Source organism: Pseudoalteromonas sp. DSM 26666 (assembly GCF_900116475.1).
Lineage (GTDB): Bacteria > Pseudomonadota > Gammaproteobacteria > Enterobacterales > Alteromonadaceae > Pseudoalteromonas > Pseudoalteromonas tetraodonis.
Genome location: NZ_FPAR01000001.1, coordinates 689,059 through 707,031 on the forward strand (window position 1 = coordinate 689,059; position 17,973 = coordinate 707,031).

Here is a 17,973-nt window from a genome sequence, read left to right on the forward strand (position 1 = left end):
TTCGAATCCACTCAGTCGTACCAATAAAAAAAGAACGTAGGTCGGTTAAGTGGCGAAGCCGCGCCACCCGACATTGGTAAAACACCATAAATTAGGTAACATTCCAACACCAAACGCCACCCAACATAAAGCAAAGCCTGCACCGGTAATAACCAATACCAACATCGTCGGATGACGCCTCCGGCTTATCCAACATCGTCGGATGACGCCTCCGGCTTATCCAACCTACGTTAATTATTAAGGACGTAGGTTGGTTAAGTGGCGAAGCCGCGCCACCCGACATTGGGGAAACACCCGCCATCAAGCAACGCCAACATCAAAAAGCTCCAAAAAAGCGCTCACGATCTAAACTTCCTTAACAAATATTAGGTAACATCCATTTAATCACGTTGCAAAGTCAGAATTTATTGCTTGAAAATTAATACTATGTTAACAAGTAGGCTATCTTATAAGATGAAATATCAGAAAGTATTCTAGGAAAGGATTTACCTGTGAAGTCTGCTGCACTCATTACATTACTATTGCTATTTATTTTTGCTGGGCAAGTTCAAGCTAAAACTCTGGTCAAAGTGGGTGGCTATGAATTTCCTCCCTACATAGAGATTGTTGACGGCCGTGCTTCAGGTCTCACCGTAGAGCTAATTGCTGAACTTAATAAAATACAATCTGACTATCATTTTGAGCTTGTGCTCACCACACCTATTCGGCGCTTTAAAGATTATCAGCAAGGTTTGTTCGATGCGGTATTTTTTGAAGATCCAAACTGGGGGTGGCTACAAGGCAACCATATAATCAGTAACTCCCCTGTGATAGCAACAGACAGCGAAGTATTTATTGCTTTAAAGCAATTTGCAAAGTCACAAGCTTGGTTTGATAACTTAGACGATAAAACCCTAATTGGGATTTTAGGCTATCACTATCAGTTAGCAAACTTTGAAAACAATCCCTCAATACTTGAAAACGAATATAAAATGACGTTACTGAGCAGTCATAAAAAAAGTATTGAATTAGTATTAAAAAAACGCAGCGATATGGCGATTGTTACCCGTTCTTACTTAAATCAATACCTCAATAAATACCCAGAAAGTAAAAAAAAGCTGCTTATCTCTGAACGCGTCGCGCAAACCTATAAACACCAATTATTAATTCGCGCTACACACCAACTTAATGTAAACACACTTTATAAAATAGTAAAAAAAACACTTGCACAAAATACCCTAGCAACCAAATTAAAAATACTTGGCCTACAACAACATGATATTTAGTGGTGCTGCTTTAATACTAATAACATTACTAATAACTTAATGGCAATAACTAGAAAATTTGCTATTTTCATCGTGCGTCGCAAACTCAACTAAAGTCATCAATAAATTACTGTGTTTATGGGTAAAGCCAGTACTAGAAAGGCGTTTTTCTAAATAGGACGTAAAGTTTTTTCGTTGCAGGTGTTGGCTATGTAATTTTATTAACAGCTCTGACTGCTTTTGGTTAATTAACCGCGTCTCGTAAATCGGGTCTTCATCTGGCCAATTTTCTACAGGCGAGCCCTTTTGCTTAAACACAAAATCACTAAGTGAACGCTCGATTTGATTATAATCGTGCTCCCCTAGCAGTTTTTCTATTTCCTTTAATAAGCTTGAGTACAAAACACGCGGGAAAAGCTTGTAAAAATCATGATTTTTAAAGGGCTCTCCTTGTGGAGTTTGCTGCCAATTTTCAAAACTTGCTCGCAAAGCCTGAACTAATATACGTCCTACATAATGGCTTTTTTGGAATGAGACACCTTGCGATTCTAGCCTTGAAAGTACGTGATTTAAACGTTGCTTTAAGCTACGTACTTCTAGCTGCAATTCGCTTTTTTCTGTCTCTAATAATTGTATTTCTTGAGCACTGGTTGTTATTTTTTGCTCTAGTTTATTTATTTTAACTTGCGCGCCATAAAACAAATCACGGGTATCATTAAGCTCAGCCATAACACTGGCATTTTTTAATTTAATACTCGAATTACCCTCAATAGCATAAGTAGTAAGCTGTTTGCTCTGAGAGAGCGCTTTATTTAAAGTACTTTCTAACTTACTCTCAATAACTTGCCCAGACTTACTGCCTTTAAGTAAAGAATGTAAAGTTGAAGAAATATGCTTTTGGTACCAATTTTGGATCTGCTCACACTGCACATCAGATAAATTAGCAAATGGATTGTCTTCACTTATTGGCTTGTTAGCCATAAAAATTCCCTCTAGTAAAAAGACTTTTTGTTGTTATGTCGTATTAAAGTGAAATTACTTACCTTTGCATGTTAATAGCTATCGCTTTTTAAGGCTATATTTAATTGTTTGTATACTAGAAGAACCTCACTATTTAAGTTGTTTATTCCAAATAACGCACTAAACTTAAAATTAAAGATAAAAATGCATTATCCTTATGAGAATATTTTTAATCGCTGCCTTAGTACTATCATTTTTCACTTACGCACAACCTGCGCCAGTAACCTATACGGTCGACAATAAAAATATCACACTTCTCGGAGAGAAATACAAAAGCGGCTATGGCTATAATTTAAAAGCCGATACAGTTCTTCGCTTAGTTACACTTAATTGGCCCCCTTATATAGACGATCACTTATGCAATAAGGGCTGGCTATATCAACTTACAGTAAGCATGTTAGTAAAACGCGGCTATGGTGTACATATAGAGTTTTACCCTTGGGCGCGTGCCGTTCGTGAAGCTGAATTAGGTAAAGCTGATATTTTATTTCCTGAGTATTTTATTAGTGACGATGTAATGTCAGAAAACATTTTAACCAAAACACGTAATCAGTTATTGGCGTTATCTGAGCCCATTCCTGGTGGCGACTTATCATTTGTAGCACTTAGAGATCACAGCATAAATTACGATGGCAGGATTGATTCTGTAAAAAACAGGGTTATGGGGGTGGTACGTTCATATAAAAATAGTAAAGAATTAGATCAACTTATTGAACAAGGCGAAATAAAAACCATCGTTGCTAACAGTGAGTATCAGCTTATTCATTTGCTTTTAAATGGTCGGGTTGAGCTTATTGTTGCCGACTTAGAAGTGCTAAGAGCCAGTATTTATAAATCATTATTATCAGCTAGAGAAAAAAAGAGGATGCTTAGTGCGCTAGTTGCATTAACGCCAAGCATAGAATACAAAGCCCTGTATTATGAAATCAGTAAAAGTACGCCTAATTGGCAATTTATCTTAGATGATATCAACGCAGAAATAGCGAATATGCGTGCAAATAATGAATTTGAGCGCTTTATAAAAAATAAAAAACAGCAGTGTTATAACCTCGATTAAGCCGTAGGCAGCTAAATTTGAGCGTGCCTGTTTTCAGTTATATCTACTCATAGTCTAAGGCTTTGGTTAAACACCACCGTTTGGTTCCGTCCGGTTGTTTTTGCATTATAAAGTGCGGTATCGGCATTTCTTAATAACCCCTGCAGCGAACACGACTCAGAAGTCAAACTTGATACACCACTGCTTATTGTATAACTCACCTGCCCGCCACTTGATAACTGCACTGGGTTATCTTTTAAATGATCTTGCAACTTTGCTAAGGTTTTAACAACGGTACTGACACATTTGGTAGGCGAAACAATGCAAAACTCTTCTCCTCCTAAACGCGCTATAATATCATCACTGTCACAAAATGATTTAAACGTAGCAGCTATGCTTTGCAACACACTATCTCCACCTTCGTGGCCAAATTGATCGTTAATGCGCTTAAAGTGATCTATATCTATCATCGTAAGGGTTAAGTGCTGGCTGTCTTTAATACACTCATCAAGTGCAAGTTTAGCTGTTTCCATAAACCCTCTTCGGTTGAGCAAATTAGTAAGCGGATCTTTAATGGTTAAATCTTTTAGTTGTGCTTGATACCGCTTCATTTTTGTAATATCGCGCTCAATCGCTGCATAGTAAGCCACCTCACCTAAGGCATTTTTTAATGGAAAAATATTCATATCAATCCAATAAGGCTCACCTGATTTTTTATAATTTAGAATTTGCTCAGATACTTGCTGTTTATTTTCTAGCGCATGCCTAATTTTATCGCGTGTGGCTTGTTGAGTTTTAGCGCCTTGTAAAATGCGCGGCGTTTTACCTCTAACTTCATCTAAATGATAACCCGTTACTTTAGTAAACGATTGGTTTGCATAAACAATTTTAGGGCCATCATTAGTAATAGGGCTTGCCTCGGTAACTAAAATAACGTCGCTGGCTAATTCAACAATTTCTTTAAATGGAATAGCTTGTTTTTGATGAGTAATATCTATAAAAGTGACGACTATTTCAGCAATGTTATTCTGCTCGTCAAACTCTGGATAAGCGTTACATAGCACCCATGTAATTTCGTCGCTTGAGCTGTCACATATACCTATTTCAAGATTCATCAATGGTTTTTGGGTTTTAATAACAACACTAACAGGATACTGAGAACTCTGCAGTGGTTGACGAAATTCATCCAGTAATTTCCATTTACTATCAAACGAGTCGCGCCCTAACGCTTGCTCTTTTGTTAAACGTAAAATATTTAAAGCCGCAGGATTTGCATACAAAATTCCTGTGTCTGGTGAATGCACCACCACACCGGTTTGTAAGTTTTGTATTAACCTTTCTGCATTTAGCCTTGATAAATCCATTAATGTACTCCGTACAAACTGTATTGAAAAAATACACGGGCTAGTGTTCATTTCAATATAAGTGAATATTTGCCGACATAACAGAAAAAATGTTGCTGTTTATTGGGCACCCCTCAACAAAGTACATTTTACAACCTACTGAATTGCTAAATAAAAAAGCCGCAAACTAAGTTAAGTTCGCGGCTTATTATTTTACTATAGTACGTATTTTGGGTGCTAGTTAGTCATAATCAAATGGCGCTCTTACCCAGCCTTCCATTAATACACGTGCGCTGCGGCTCATACTCGCTTTAGTCACTTGCCATTGGCCATTTGTAACAACCGCCTCGGCACCTACTTTAAGTGTGCCCGATGGATGACCAAAGTTAACCTCGTTAATAGCACCGCCACCAGCGGCCAAATTGACTAATGTTCCGTCAATTGCGGCTGCTGTGCCAATAGCGACGGCGGCTGTGCCCATCATCGCATGGTGTAACTTACCCATTGACATTGCACGTACTAACAAATCTATATCGCTTGCATTAACCTGCTTACCACTTGATGATTTGTAATTAAGCGGTGCAGCCACAAACGCCACTTTAGGTGTGTGTTGGCGTGCTTGCGCTTCATTAATAGTATTAATTAGTCCCATTTTTACCGCGCCATAGGCACGAATGGTTTCAAGCTTAGTGAGTGCGGCTTCATCAGCGTTTATATCATCTTGTAGCTCAGTACCGGAATAACCAATATCGCTGGCATTTACAAAAATAGTAGGGATACCTGCGTTGATCATAGTTGCTTTTAATGTCCCCACACCTGGTACTTCTAAATCATCAACCACATTGCCTGTTGGAAATAGCGCACCATCACCATCAGCAGGGTCAATAAATTCAAGCTTTACTTCAGCGGCAGGAAACGTCACACCATCTAACTCAAAGTCACCGGTTTCTTGTACTGCACCGTTGGTCATGGGTACATGCACTAAAATACTTTTTTTAATGTTCGCCTGCCATACGCGCACAATAGCAATACCATTATCCGGTACGCGAGATTTATCAACTAAACCATTGCTGATGGCAAACGCGCCCACAGCAGAGGTTAAGTTTCCGCAGTTACCACTCCAATCAACAAACGCTTTATCAATGGCGACTTGACCAAATAAATAATCAACATCGTGTTCGGGCTGTTCACTCTTACTCAAAATAACCGTTTTACTGGTACTTGAGGTTGCTCCGCCCATGCCGTCGGTTTGTTTACCGTATGCATCTGGGCTACCAATAACGCGTAATAATAAGCTATCGCGCGCCGCACCTGCCACTTGGGCTGGTGCGGGTAAATCGGTTAAATTAAAAAAAACCCCTTTACTCGTGCCACCACGCATATAGGTCGCAGGCACTTTAATTTGTGGTTTAAACATAAACGTGTGTCCTTATGATGCTTGCGTGGCTTCTAAAAAGTCTTGCGCAAAGCGTTGTAACACACCGCCTGCCGCATAAATAGAGAGCTCTTCTTGCGTATCTAGTCGACATTTCATCGGTACGTTTAATACCTCGCCATTTTTACGCGTAATAACAAGCTCTAGGGTTGCGCCTGGTGTTGGTTCGCCCTTCACGTCGTAGCTTTCGCTACCATCTAGGTTAAGTGTTTTACGCGTTGTACCTGGTTTAAATTCAAGCGGCAATACGCCCATACCAATTAAGTTAGTACGGTGAATACGTTCAAACCCTTCGGCTGCAATAACCTGAACACCAGCAAGCCTAACGCCTTTTGCTGCCCAATCGCGCGAAGAGCCTTGGCCGTAATCAGCGCCTGCCACAATAATGAGTGGCTGTTTACGCAGCATGTAGGTTTCGATTGCTTCCCACATACGCGTGTTTTCACCTTCTGGCTCTATGCGTGCGTACGAGCCTTGCTTCACTTCTCCGTTTTCATCTAATACCATTTCGTTCAATAATTTAGGGTTTGCAAATGTAGCTCGTTGTGCGGTTAAGTGATCGCCTCGGTGAGTGGCGTATGAGTTAAAGTCTTCCTCTGGTACGTTCATTTTAGTTAAGTATTCACCTGCCGCGCTGCTGGCCATAATCGCATTAGAAGGTGATAAATGATCGGTTGTAATGTTATCGCCAAGCACTGCCAACGCGCGCATACCTGTCATACTGCGCTCACCTGCCAAAGCTCCTTCCCAATAAGGTGGGCGGCGAATATATGTACTTTCTGGGCGCCAATCGTAAAGTGGGTCGTTATCTTCGCCGTAATCAACAGTTAAGTTAAACATTGGCTCGTATACTTTTCTAAACTGCTCAGGTTTTACGCTTTGTTTGATAACCGCATCTATCTCTTCATCAGATGGCCATAAATCTTTTAAGGTTACATCGTTACCTTGCTGATCTTTACCGAGTATATCTTTTTCTATATCAAAACGAATGGTACCCGCAATTGCATAAGCAACCACAAGCGGTGGTGACGCTAAAAACGCTTGCTTTGCATACGGATGAATTCGGCCATCAAAGTTACGGTTACCCGAAAGTACAGCCGTTGCGTATAGGTCGCGATCAATCACTTCTTGTTGAATTTTAGGGTCCAACGCACCACTCATACCGTTACAAGTGGTACAGGCAAAACCCACAATACCAAAACCAAGTTGCTCTAGTTCAGTGAGTAACTTTGCATCTTCAAGATACGATTGCACTGCTTTAGAACCCGGCGCCAATGAGGTTTTAACCCACGGTTTACGCATTAAGCCTTTAGCGTTTGCATTTCGCGCCAATAAACCTGCAGCAATTACATTGCGCGGGTTACTGGTATTAGTACAGCTGGTAATAGCGGCGATAATACAGGCGCCATCTGGCATTAAGCCTTCTTCGTTCTCAACAACACCCGAAATACCTTGCGCTGCTAAATCGCTGGTAGATACACGACGATGCGGATTTGAAGGCCCTGCAATGTTACGCCCTACGCTTGATAAATCAAACTTGAGTACGCGATCGTATTGAGCAGTTTTTAAGCTATCACTCCATAAACCTGCTGTTTTAGCGTAGTTTTCTACCAGGGCAATTTGATCTTCATCACGGCCTGTTAAACGCAAGTAATCAATAGTTTTATCGTCGATGTAGAACATAGCCGCGGTTGCGCCAAATTCTGGGGTCATGTTCGAAATGGTGGCTCTATCGCCAAGGGTTAGTGCATCAGCCCCTTCACCGTAAAACTCAAGGTAAGTCGATACCACACGTTGCTCACGTAAAAATTCGGTAATCGCCAGTACAATATCGGTTGCAGTTATGCCAGGCTGGCGTTTACCGGTAAGCTCTACGCCCACTATATCTGGTAAACGAATATATGATGCGCGTCCTAGCATTACGCTTTCGGCTTCAAGGCCACCTACACCAACAGCAATAACACCTAAAGCATCAACATGTGGGGTATGGCTGTCTGTTCCCACTAAAGTATCTGGGAAGGCAATGCCATCGCGGTTTTGAATAACCGGCGACATTTTTTCAAGGTTAATTTGGTGCATGATGCCATTACCCGGTGGGATCACATCAATATTTTTAAACGCTGTTTTGGTCCAGTTTATAAAATGAAAACGGTCATCGTTGCGTCTATCTTCAATGGCGCGGTTTTTTTCAAATGCATCGGGATCAAAACCTGCGTGCTCAACAGCTAATGAATGATCCACAATCAGTTGAGTCGGTACAACCGGATTTACTTTTGCAGGATCGCCGCCTTTTGCAGCAATAGCATCACGCAGGCCCGCTAAATCAACCAGTGCGGTTTGACCTAAAATGTCATGACATACAACGCGTGCCGGATACCACGGAAAATCTAAGTCTTGTTTACGCTCAATTATTTGGCTAAGCGCATCGGTTAGCATTTCGGGCTCACAGCGACGCACTAAGTTTTCTGCAAATACACGCGAACTGTAAGGTAGTGTAGCGTATGCGCCAGGCTTAATGGCATCGACCGCGGCTTGGGTATCGTAGTAATCAACATTGGAGCCTGGTAAAGGCTTACGGTATTGGGTGTTATTAATAATGGTCATAATAAATTCGCTAATTTGGTGACGGAGGAGAGTACGCTAAAGCGCTATAATGAGTAATCATCAGCGCTATAAACAATAAAAGGTGAGCTAGGCTCACCTTAAACGCTAACTAATTAGCCTCTTGATTCAATTGGCGTGTAGCTACGCGCATCTGGCCCGGTGTAATCAGCACTTGGGCGAATAATACGGTTATTTGCACGTTGCTCTTTTACATGCGCTGTCCAACCAGTTACACGGCTCATTACGAAGATAGGCGTGAACAACTTGGTAGGAATACCCATAAAGTGGTACGCCGATGCATGGAAAAAGTCAGCATTACAGAATAACTTCTTCTCACGCCACATTACTTCTTCACAGCGAACTGATACCGGGTAAAGCACCTCATCACCCACTTCTGCGGCTAATTTTTCAGACCACTTTTTAATAATAACGTTACGTGGATCTGACTCGCGGTAAATTGCGTGGCCAAAGCCCATAATTTTATCTTTACGCTCCAGCATCCCCATTAGCGCGTCTTCAGCTTGATCGGCGCTGCTAAAGCCTTCAATCATATCCATGGCGGCTTCGTTGGCACCACCATGAAGTGGACCACGTAAGGTACCAATTGCGCCAGTTACACATGAGTGAATATCAGAAAGCGTTGATGCACACACGCGACCGGTAAAGGTAGAGGCATTAAACTCATGCTCTGCGTACAAAATTAGCGATACATTCATTACTTGTGCAAATAATTCACTTGGCGCTTTATCGTGTAATAGCGTTAAAAAGTGTGCGCCTACTGAATCGTCATCAGTTTGTGTTTCGATGCGAACACCGTCATGAGTAAAACGATACCAGTAACAAATAATACTTGGGAAAATTGCCACCATACGGTCAATCGCATCGTTTGCTTCGCTAAAGTCATTTTCCATTTCAAGGTTACCTAGCATAGAACACCCTGTGCGCATTACATCCATTGGATGTGCCTCTTTTGGAATGTTCTCAAGCACTGTTTTTAGCGCAGCGGGTAAACCGCGTAAACTTTTAAGTTTAGCTTTGTACTCTGCCAGTTCGCTTGATGTTGGTAGCTCGCCGCGAGAAAGTAAAAACGACACTTCCTCAAACTGTGCTTTTTCAGCCAGTTCGCTAATGTCGTAACCACAGTAAGTTAAACCAGAACCTGTTTGCCCTACTGTACATAATGCGGTTTGTCCTGCTACTTGGCCACGTAAACCTGCGCCACCTAATGCTTTATCTACCATGATGTGTCTCCTGTTGAATTTATTATTATTTGTCAGATTTTGCTGAAAAAAGGTTATCGAGCGTGTTTTCGTACGAGTGATAATCTAAAAAGTCGTAAAGCTCTGCACGCGTTTGCATGTTTTCAATTTGGCTTTGTTGAGAACCTTCATTCAAAATTGCTGAATACACGTTAAGTGCGGCTTTATTCATTGCTCTAAACGCACTAAGTGGGTAAAGCACCATTTCTACGCCCACATCGCTTAGTTGCTCTTTGGTGTAAATTGGGGTTTGGCCAAACTCAGTAATATTGGCCAAAATAGGCACATTAATCGCCTTAGTAAATGCTTGATAATCAGCAAGATCATGAACCGCTTCTGCAAAAATCGCATCGGCACCGGCTTCAACACAAGCTGCTGCACGGTCTATCGCCGCATTTAAGCCTTCTTTTTGAAACGCATCGGTACGCGCCATAATGTAAAAATCGCTATCGGTTTTAGCATCAACCGCAGCTTTAATTCGGTCTACCATTTCAGCTTGGGTAACTATTTCTTTATTAGGGCGATGGCCACAACGCTTTTGCGCCACTTGATCTTCAATATGAAAGCCTGCTGCACCCGCTTTAGTCATTTCTTTAACGGTACGGGCAATATTAAACGCCCCACCCCAACCTGTGTCGGCATCCACTAACAAAGGTAAATCGCTAGCACCGGTAATACGGCGAATATCTTCAAGCACGTTATCAAGGCTGGTCATCCCTAAATCTGGCATACCAAATGAGGCATTAGCCACACCCGCACCCGATAAATAAATAGCCTGATGGCCCATTTTTTCAGCCATCATCGCGGTGTACGCGTTAATAGTACCTACCACTTGTAACGGGTGGTTATTTGCAATTGCCTGTTTAAATTTTAATCCTGCTGACATTACCTTCTCCTAACTTTGAACGGGGCTGCTCATTGGCAACTTAGTATTTTTTAATAATGTGACATCTGTATTAGGGTCTATTGACCTTTCAAAATTTAATTTGCAGCAGCCTGTTTGGTATTTAGGCAAGGCAGAGCCTATGTGGTGTGGTTATTCCCCATAAATAGGCGATAACGCAGCATCAATACCAAACAGGCGCTGCCCTTCGGGTTCTGCCTTGGAGCGATTTACTCTTTGTTGCTCGGTTTTGACTTAGCCCACTAGGTTACAAACCTCGCGCCGTGATTAAACCGCTCCTAGTTTGAACAAATTATAATCCGCAAAGGTCAACAGACCCTAGTTAGCCATTTCATTTTGAGTGGCTTGTACTGATTGATATCTATCAAATTTTGTTTGTATATTCGCTTGTGATGCACTGATATGGCGCTTCATTAGCATTTCGGCCAGCTCACCATCATGATTTTCTATGGCGTTAATAATGGCTAAGTGTTCGTCAAATGCTTTCGATACTCGCGGCCCTACCATACCCATTTGTACACGGTACATTCTTATTAACTGGTACAGGTCGTGGCATAGCAAATGTATTAAGTGCGCGTTTTTACTGCCTTTGATTATTCTGTAATGAAAGTCTAGGTCGCCTGCTTCTTGATAGTACGACTCACCTTCTTTAACACGCTGAGTTTGCAAATGCTGATTAAGTAATTGTTTCAAGCCTTGCACTTCATCTGGTTCCATATTGTCGGCAGCTAACCTACATGCAAGTCCCTCAAGAGCACTGCGCACTTGATACACCTCAATTAAACGCTCTGCGGTTAATGCCACAACACGGCAACCTATATTGGCTTTGCGCTCAACTAAATAACAACTTTCTAAACGGTTTAATGCCTCTCTAAGCGTTGCACGGCTCACACCATAACGCTTTGCAAGTTCCGGCTCAGATATTTTACTGCCTTGTGCAATGCTGCCCTCTACAATTTCGCGGCGCATATCTACAAACACTTTATCGGAAGCGGTTGTGATAGATGTTTCATTTAACAAGTGCTGTGTCATAAAGTATTTTTATATTGTCGACAATTTATGCTCTAACTATGTGCTTATTATTTATACCTGTCAACCCTAGAACCACTTAAACTGAGTGAAAAACCACCACATTGTCGACATTATTAGCCGAAAGTATAATAAAAAATGTATTTAAGCTGTTTTACTCAACAAGATGTCGACACCTTTTAAGGGTTACTATTTCGTTTTTAACACTGAAAAAAATCGTTAAAAATGCTATTATCCTGCTTTATTTTGACTGTATGAGCCAAATCGTGGACGCAAACACTTACATCCCTGAGCCATTTATTAACGACGTAAAAACCTATTTACCCGAGCACCTAAACTTAGATGACTTTTTAAGTGCGTGTCGTCGTCCACTGCGTAAATCTGTTCGCGTTAATACATTAAAAATGAGTGTTGAAGAGTTTAAGCAACAAGCGGCTAAAAAAAATTGGCAACTTACCGCTATTCCTTGGTGCGACGAAGGTTTTTGGTTAGAGCGCCCAAACGATGAAGAGCAAAACCTAGCGCTGGGCAATACCGATTTACACTTAAGCGGGGCTATTTACGTGCAAGAGGCAAGCTCAATGTTGCCGCCAATGGCACTAAAGCAAAGCCTTAAAACCAGTAACACAGTGCTCGATATGGCCTCGGCACCGGGCTCTAAAACCTCACAACTTGCCGCGTTAATGAACAATCAAGGCGTGCTTGTGGCCAATGAGCTGTCGTCATCACGTTTAAAAGTACTCAGTGCCACGCTAAAGCGTATGGGTGTAGGTAACTGTGCGCTATCGCATTTTGATGGTGTGGTATTTGGCAATTACATGTTTGAATGCTTCGACAGCATTTTACTTGATGCGCCCTGCTCTGGCGAAGGCACGGTACGTAAAGATAGTGACGCGCTAAAAAATTGGTCTATCGAGTCAAATATTACCATTGCCCAAGTACAAAAAGATCTGATTAAAAGTGCATTTTACGCACTTAAACCTGGCGGCACATTGGTGTATTCAACCTGTACATTAACCCCTCTCGAAAACCAGCAAGTGTGTGATGCATTGCTAGAAGAATTTGGCGAATACATTACGCCAGAGCCTTTAAATGACCTTTTCCCTGGCGCTGAAAAAGCCACTACAGACGAGGGTTACTTACATGTTTGGCCGCAAACCTTTGACAGCGAAGGCTTTTTTATTGCCAAATTTAAAAAGCACAGCAGCTGCGAAAACCAAAACATTAAAGTGAAAAAAGGGGCATTCCCGTTTAACCAATTTGACAGTAAACAGCAAGATGAGTTTATGAGCTCTCTCAAAAAGCAATTTGGTTTAACAAGCCTGCCAGGTACGTTAAAACAACGCGACAAAGAGCTTTGGCTGTTTCCTGATGAATTTGAAGCAATACAAAATAAAATAAAATATGCGCGATTAGGCATACAAGTAGGCGTTATTCATAAAAATGGCGTACGCCTAACGCACGAATTTGCCACCGTATTTGGTAAGCAGTGTAAAAGTAATGTACTGGTATTAACCAATGAACAGGCTAACGATTACTTTAATGGTAAAGATATACGCCTAGAAGAGGTAACCAAATCCAGCGGCGAGGTGATCCTAACTTTATGTGGTTGCCCTATTGGCTTAGGGAAATGGCAAAAAAATAAAGTTAAAAACTCTTTACCACGAGATTTAGTACAAAATACGCAGTTAATAAACTGGGCGTAAATTCTAATAAAGGTGTGTATAACAAATGTAACTTGCTGTAATTACAGCAGTATAAAAAATGAACAAAAATGTGTATTTTTAGCACTTTTGACTATACTTAAATAACTTTCTTCTTCTCCCTAAGAATCTGAAAGTGTCTTTAGTTAGCGCAGGGCTCAAATACGAGCCCCTCTATAACCCAGAGTTCTTATAGCTCTGGGTCTTTTTTTGTCTAGGCGAAAGTTAACGATCTGCGAGAGTCGGGTTACGAGCTTAATCACTTACCCAGCCCTATTATTACAATAAGAACTTAGTGATTTATTTACCACAGAGGATAGGAGAACACAGAGAAAGTAATTAAAGACAAAGATTAAAGAACTGTTGTTAGTTATTAGATTTCCAAAATTGAAGCTTTTTCTCTGTGCAGCGCGAAGCGCCTCGGTGTTCTCTGTGGTTCAAAAATAAAGGTTTTAGGAGATAGTTAACTGGTTGCAGGGATCGGACAACCGGACCTGGGCATTACAATAAGCTCTTAAAAATTTATTTACCACAGAGGATAGGAGAACACAGAGAAAGTAATTAAAGACAAAGATTAAAGAACTGTTGTTGGTTACTAGATTTCCAAAATTGAAGCTTTTTCTCAGTGCAGCGCGAAGCGCCTCGGTGCTCTCTGTGGTTCAAAAAAGGTTAAAGTTCAGAGTAGACGAGCTGCGAGGTTCAAGGCCCGTTACCCGAAACTCGTGGCTCGTGTTTTAACCACAGTATTTATTAAACATCCAACTGCCTCTAATAGCCTCATAATGAGATCCAAATTGCAGCGATAAACACACTATTGGCAAACGATTCATTTGCTCAGCCATACTAAACACATCATAAAATTTATAACCATATTTAGAGGCTAACTTTAGCTCATTCACATAAAGGGCTTTGTAGGTAGGTGGTAGTTCACTCCAGTGCATTAACGCAATTTGAATAATGCCTAAATGAATATCTAACTTATACGGGCCCACTTTTTTGGCTTGCTGAATATAATTGTATACCCGCTCTGTTGGTCCCTCTTGATAACTTACAACTTGCGCTAAGCTCATCCAAGTTTGTGCCCAAGTTTGTCTAAGCTCAACCGACTTTAATAAAGCCTGCTCAGCTTGTTGATATGTTTGCTTTACTTTATCTGATTGCTCACTTGATGTGGTATCTATACCACTGAGGCTTAGTAATTTTATATGGGCTAAAAAATGCCAATAATGAGGATGCTCGGGATCCATATTCGTAGCTAACGTAATCGCATTTTCTGCAGCTTGAAGCGATGAACCAGATAAAGCACCATCCGACTCTTGCACAATATTAAGTGCATGAAAGTACCATGCATTAGCGCGCATACTTTGCATGCTGCTATATGCAATTACAAGCACTATTAGAGCTAAAATAACAGCAGGCACTACCTTGACCATGTTTAATTTAGTCATTAAATAAGCTCTCGGTTAATTGCAGCGGGTTAGTTACAAAAAGCGCTATTGCCTGCTCTTCACCTATTAACTGCGCTACTGTTTTTCTAGCTTGGCTTAAAATAGGCGGTCGGCGCTTTACTGAATGCGCATCAGAGGCAACATAGTTCACAAAACCATCTTTTAACATTTGCAACGATATTGCTTGAGCGCTTTCGCCCCACTCCCCTTCAATACTCGATGCAGTTAATTGAAAGTCGCAGCCTAACTGCTTTAAGTGTTCAATATAATAAAGGTTTGACTGAATATCGCGATTACGCTCAGGGTGCGGAATAATAACGCGTGTGTTTTGTTTAGCGAGCCACTGTATAAACTTATCGTAACCTTGTGGCATGTGTGAATGCGGTAACTCTAATAACAACACATTTTTGTCTGCTATTTTACCAATAAAAGGCAGCTTATTAGCCATCACCATTGCCATCAGTTCTATGTCTAAACGCACCTCTGCAGCGGCCGCTAATTTAACATTAATACCCTCTTTATGCGCCTCTAGCTTTAAACTCTCTAAATCGTTTTTGATTTGAGCAGTCGCATTGTTAAAGCGACCCACATGTATATGTGGCGTTGCCACCATATGAGTAATGCCGTCGTTTTCAGCCAATTTTAAAAGCGCTAAAGATTCAGTTAAATCTTTAGCGCCATCATCAATACCCGGCAAAATATGCGTGTGAATATCAATCATAAATTAACTTAGTTAGGCTTGTGGCTTTTCAGGTTGTTGTGAGTAATCGTAATAATCATAGTAACCATGACTATGCTCATCTTTCGACTTGCTCATATCTACCTGATTAAGTACAACACCAGCAACGTGGGCTTTTACTTCAAATAAACGCTCAAGGCCGGCTGTAATCGGTTTAATACGAGTTATGTCTGACTTAACAACATACACAACCGAGTCAACACTTTGCGCAATTACCAATGCATCACTTACCGCTTGGGTAGGCGGAGTATCAACAATAATATGATCGTACTGCGCTTTTAACTCGCCAAGTAGCTCAGCAAAACGTGGGTTTGATAAAAGCTCAAGCGGATTAGACGGTATTTGCCCGCTTGGCATAATAGTGACACCCGATTGTGTATCAACATGAACACACTCAGCTAATTGCTCAGTACCTATCATTAAATTACTTAAACCTGGGTGAAATACCGGTATATCAAAACGTTTAGCTAACGTTGGTTTACGTAAATCGGCATCTATCAGTAATACCTTGCCCATTTGTGCCAACGACATCGCTAAATTGGCAGAGGTGGTGGTTTTACCCTCTCCAGGAGAAGTAGATGTAACCGCTATAACCTGATGCGCACGGTCAAGATGAGTTAACAATAAACTAGTACGGAAGGTACGTACCGACTCAGCAAAGCGGCGATAGGTATCTTCTAAATAAGCATGAATCGGAAAATAGCTCTTTTTAGGAACAGCAACGTGAGGCAACAAGCCAAGCATACGCTGAGCAAGTTTATTTTCGACATCATTTTTATTTTTAACTGTGTCGTTTAAGGCATCAAAAACAAAGGTCATTACTACCGCAAAGCCTAAACTAGCCGCAAAAGCTAAAATAACAATTAACTTTTTGTTAGGTTTGCTAGGTTGATTTGGTGCATAAGCCCGGTCTGTAAAGCGCGCAGCAGCAGAGCTAAAGTCACTGGTTACTTCAGTTTCTTTAGAGCGAGATAAAAAGGTATTAAAAATATTACGGTTTGTTTCAACTTCACGTTTTAATTGATTATATTGGGTTTCTTTACGGGTAATATCTTGATATTCAGCACGAATTTTAGCTAAGTCGCGTTCAAGCGCATTTACAGTTCGGGTTGTTCTGTTAAGCTCTTTTTCAATACCGGTAATTAATCCTTTAATTTGCTTATTGAGGTTTGATTTTACGGTTGCAAGCTCAGCCTTAGCTGAAATCATTTTAGGATGTTTAGGGCCGTAAACCTCGCTAAGTTCACTCACCTTACGCTCAACCAATACAACTTCGCGTTTAACATCTTGTACTACACGGTGTGAAGTAATCTCAGGCATACTGCCAAGTAACTCTATGTTATCGTTACCATATTCATTAATAACACGGTTTATGCTTTCAAGGTTATTTTTAGTCGCACGCGCATCAACTAACTGCTTTGAAGTTTGCTCAAGCTCTTGAGTAACAAGCCCTGCTATACCTTCTATATCAACCAGTTTTTGTTCTTCTCGGTAAGCTTGCAAACGAACTTCAGAACTATCTAGTTGTATACGCAGCTCTGATAAACGGGTATTTAACCAGCTCGATGCCTGTTGAGTAATACCCATTTTAGCGCGCATTTGGCTTTCTATGTAAACTTCGCCTACCGTATTAGCCACCAAAGCAGCTAACTTAGGGTCACTTGACTCAAAACTTACACGCACTAATTGCGTTTTCATTATAGGAGAGACACTCAAACGCGATTTGAATGCAGCAAGCAAACCTAACATTTCTCGCTCTGCTTGCTCTTCTTCGCTAAGAGCTGAGCTTTCTTTTTTATTTAAAAAAGGTAACAGCTGCTTAACCATGCCTTTTAACTCACCTGTGATCGAAGGCTTAGCAATAAAGTCGGTATGAGCTTTTAAATTAAGTTTAGTAATTACCTCACGAGCAATACTGTTTGACTTAATCACTTCAAATTGAGTTAAGTAATATTCTTTTTTAGTAGAATCTAAGCCATATATTTCGTCAAAACTCACCGCCTTGGTTTGCTCCGACTCAATCAATAAAGTGGCTGTAGCTACATATTTAGGCACTAAAGTTAACGCAACCATTATAGTTAGTAATGTAACTACAATAGCAAAACCTAAAATCTTCCATTTACTTTGCTTAATAACATTAAGATAAGCACCTAAATCAATAACTTCCTCGTTGTTGCTAGGCTTTTCAGAGTGTGTATTCATTTTATTA

The 17,973-nt window shown here is 40.8% G+C and carries 14 protein-coding genes; 4 read left to right on the plus strand and 10 right to left on the minus strand.

From position 1 onward, the window contains the following. The first annotated feature begins 49 nt into the window (after nucleotides 1–49). A complete protein-coding gene (locus BM380_RS18460) occupies nucleotides 50–175 on the plus strand; it encodes a hypothetical protein (protein WP_302847025.1) in 126 nt (41 codons plus the stop codon). Between the two features lie 316 nt (nucleotides 176–491). Further along, entirely contained in the window at nucleotides 492–1,265 is a 774-nt protein-coding gene (locus tag BM380_RS03115) for a type 2 periplasmic-binding domain-containing protein (RefSeq protein ID WP_090492844.1), read from the plus strand. Nucleotides 1,266–1,301: 36 nt separating this feature from the next. Here BM380_RS03115 and BM380_RS03120 read toward each other — a convergent pair whose 3' ends face one another. Next, nucleotides 1,302–2,225 (minus strand): V-type ATP synthase subunit I domain-containing protein, encoded by a 924-nt coding sequence (locus tag BM380_RS03120; protein ID WP_090492846.1) that lies wholly within the window; start codon nucleotides 2,223–2,225, stop codon nucleotides 1,302–1,304. A gap of 196 nt (nucleotides 2,226–2,421) precedes the next feature. Between BM380_RS03120 and BM380_RS03125 the strand changes: the two genes are divergently transcribed. Next, a complete protein-coding gene (locus BM380_RS03125; protein WP_090492847.1) occupies nucleotides 2,422–3,321 on the plus strand; it encodes a substrate-binding periplasmic protein in 900 nt (299 codons plus the stop codon). 47 nt (nucleotides 3,322–3,368) lie between these two features. On the opposite strand, the gene BM380_RS03130 is transcribed toward BM380_RS03125, so the two are convergent. The 6 genes from BM380_RS03130 to BM380_RS03155 form a co-directional block, all read right to left on the minus strand. Then, entirely contained in the window at nucleotides 3,369–4,664 is a 1,296-nt protein-coding gene (locus BM380_RS03130) for a sensor domain-containing diguanylate cyclase (RefSeq protein ID WP_090492849.1), read from the minus strand. Between the two features lie 220 nt (nucleotides 4,665–4,884). Then, nucleotides 4,885–6,060, minus strand: a complete 1,176-nt coding sequence (prpF, locus tag BM380_RS03135; protein ID WP_090492851.1) for a 2-methylaconitate cis-trans isomerase PrpF — start codon at nucleotides 6,058–6,060, stop codon at nucleotides 4,885–4,887. A gap of 12 nt (nucleotides 6,061–6,072) precedes the next feature. Then, nucleotides 6,073–8,682 (minus strand): Fe/S-dependent 2-methylisocitrate dehydratase AcnD, encoded by a 2,610-nt coding sequence (gene acnD, locus BM380_RS03140; RefSeq protein WP_090492853.1) that lies wholly within the window; start codon nucleotides 8,680–8,682, stop codon nucleotides 6,073–6,075. 113 nt (nucleotides 8,683–8,795) lie between these two features. Beyond that, nucleotides 8,796–9,923 (minus strand): bifunctional 2-methylcitrate synthase/citrate synthase, encoded by a 1,128-nt coding sequence (gene prpC, locus BM380_RS03145; protein ID WP_090492861.1) that lies wholly within the window; start codon nucleotides 9,921–9,923, stop codon nucleotides 8,796–8,798. Nucleotides 9,924–9,948: 25 nt separating this feature from the next. Beyond that, nucleotides 9,949–10,827 carry a methylisocitrate lyase gene (prpB, locus tag BM380_RS03150; RefSeq protein ID WP_013464731.1) on the minus strand — a complete coding sequence of 293 codons (879 nt, stop codon included), beginning with the start codon at nucleotides 10,825–10,827 and terminating at the stop codon, nucleotides 9,949–9,951. Between the two features lie 336 nt (nucleotides 10,828–11,163). Next, on the minus strand, nucleotides 11,164–11,877 hold the full coding sequence (locus tag BM380_RS03155; RefSeq protein ID WP_024601689.1) for a GntR family transcriptional regulator: 714 nt from the start codon (nucleotides 11,875–11,877) through the stop codon (nucleotides 11,164–11,166). A gap of 263 nt (nucleotides 11,878–12,140) precedes the next feature. Between BM380_RS03155 and rsmF the strand changes: the two genes are divergently transcribed. Beyond that, a complete protein-coding gene (rsmF, locus tag BM380_RS03160; RefSeq protein WP_090492864.1) occupies nucleotides 12,141–13,580 on the plus strand; it encodes a 16S rRNA (cytosine(1407)-C(5))-methyltransferase RsmF in 1,440 nt (479 codons plus the stop codon). Nucleotides 13,581–14,311: 731 nt separating this feature from the next. Here the strand turns inward: rsmF and BM380_RS03165 are convergent. From BM380_RS03165 to BM380_RS03175, 3 genes are read right to left on the minus strand one after another with little or no spacing between them, the layout of a single operon-like run. Further along, a complete protein-coding gene (locus tag BM380_RS03165; protein WP_090492866.1) occupies nucleotides 14,312–15,025 on the minus strand; it encodes a VpsP family polysaccharide biosynthesis protein in 714 nt (237 codons plus the stop codon). Further along, nucleotides 15,018–15,746: a tyrosine-protein phosphatase gene (locus BM380_RS03170; protein WP_090492868.1), complete on the minus strand. Its 729-nt coding sequence runs from the start codon at nucleotides 15,744–15,746 to the stop codon at nucleotides 15,018–15,020. The genes BM380_RS03165 and BM380_RS03170 overlap by 8 nt, the downstream gene beginning before the upstream one ends. Nucleotides 15,747–15,758: 12 nt before the next feature. After that, entirely contained in the window at nucleotides 15,759–17,966 is a 2,208-nt protein-coding gene (locus tag BM380_RS03175) for a GumC family protein (RefSeq protein WP_090492869.1), read from the minus strand. Between the last annotated feature and the right edge of the window lie 7 nt (nucleotides 17,967–17,973).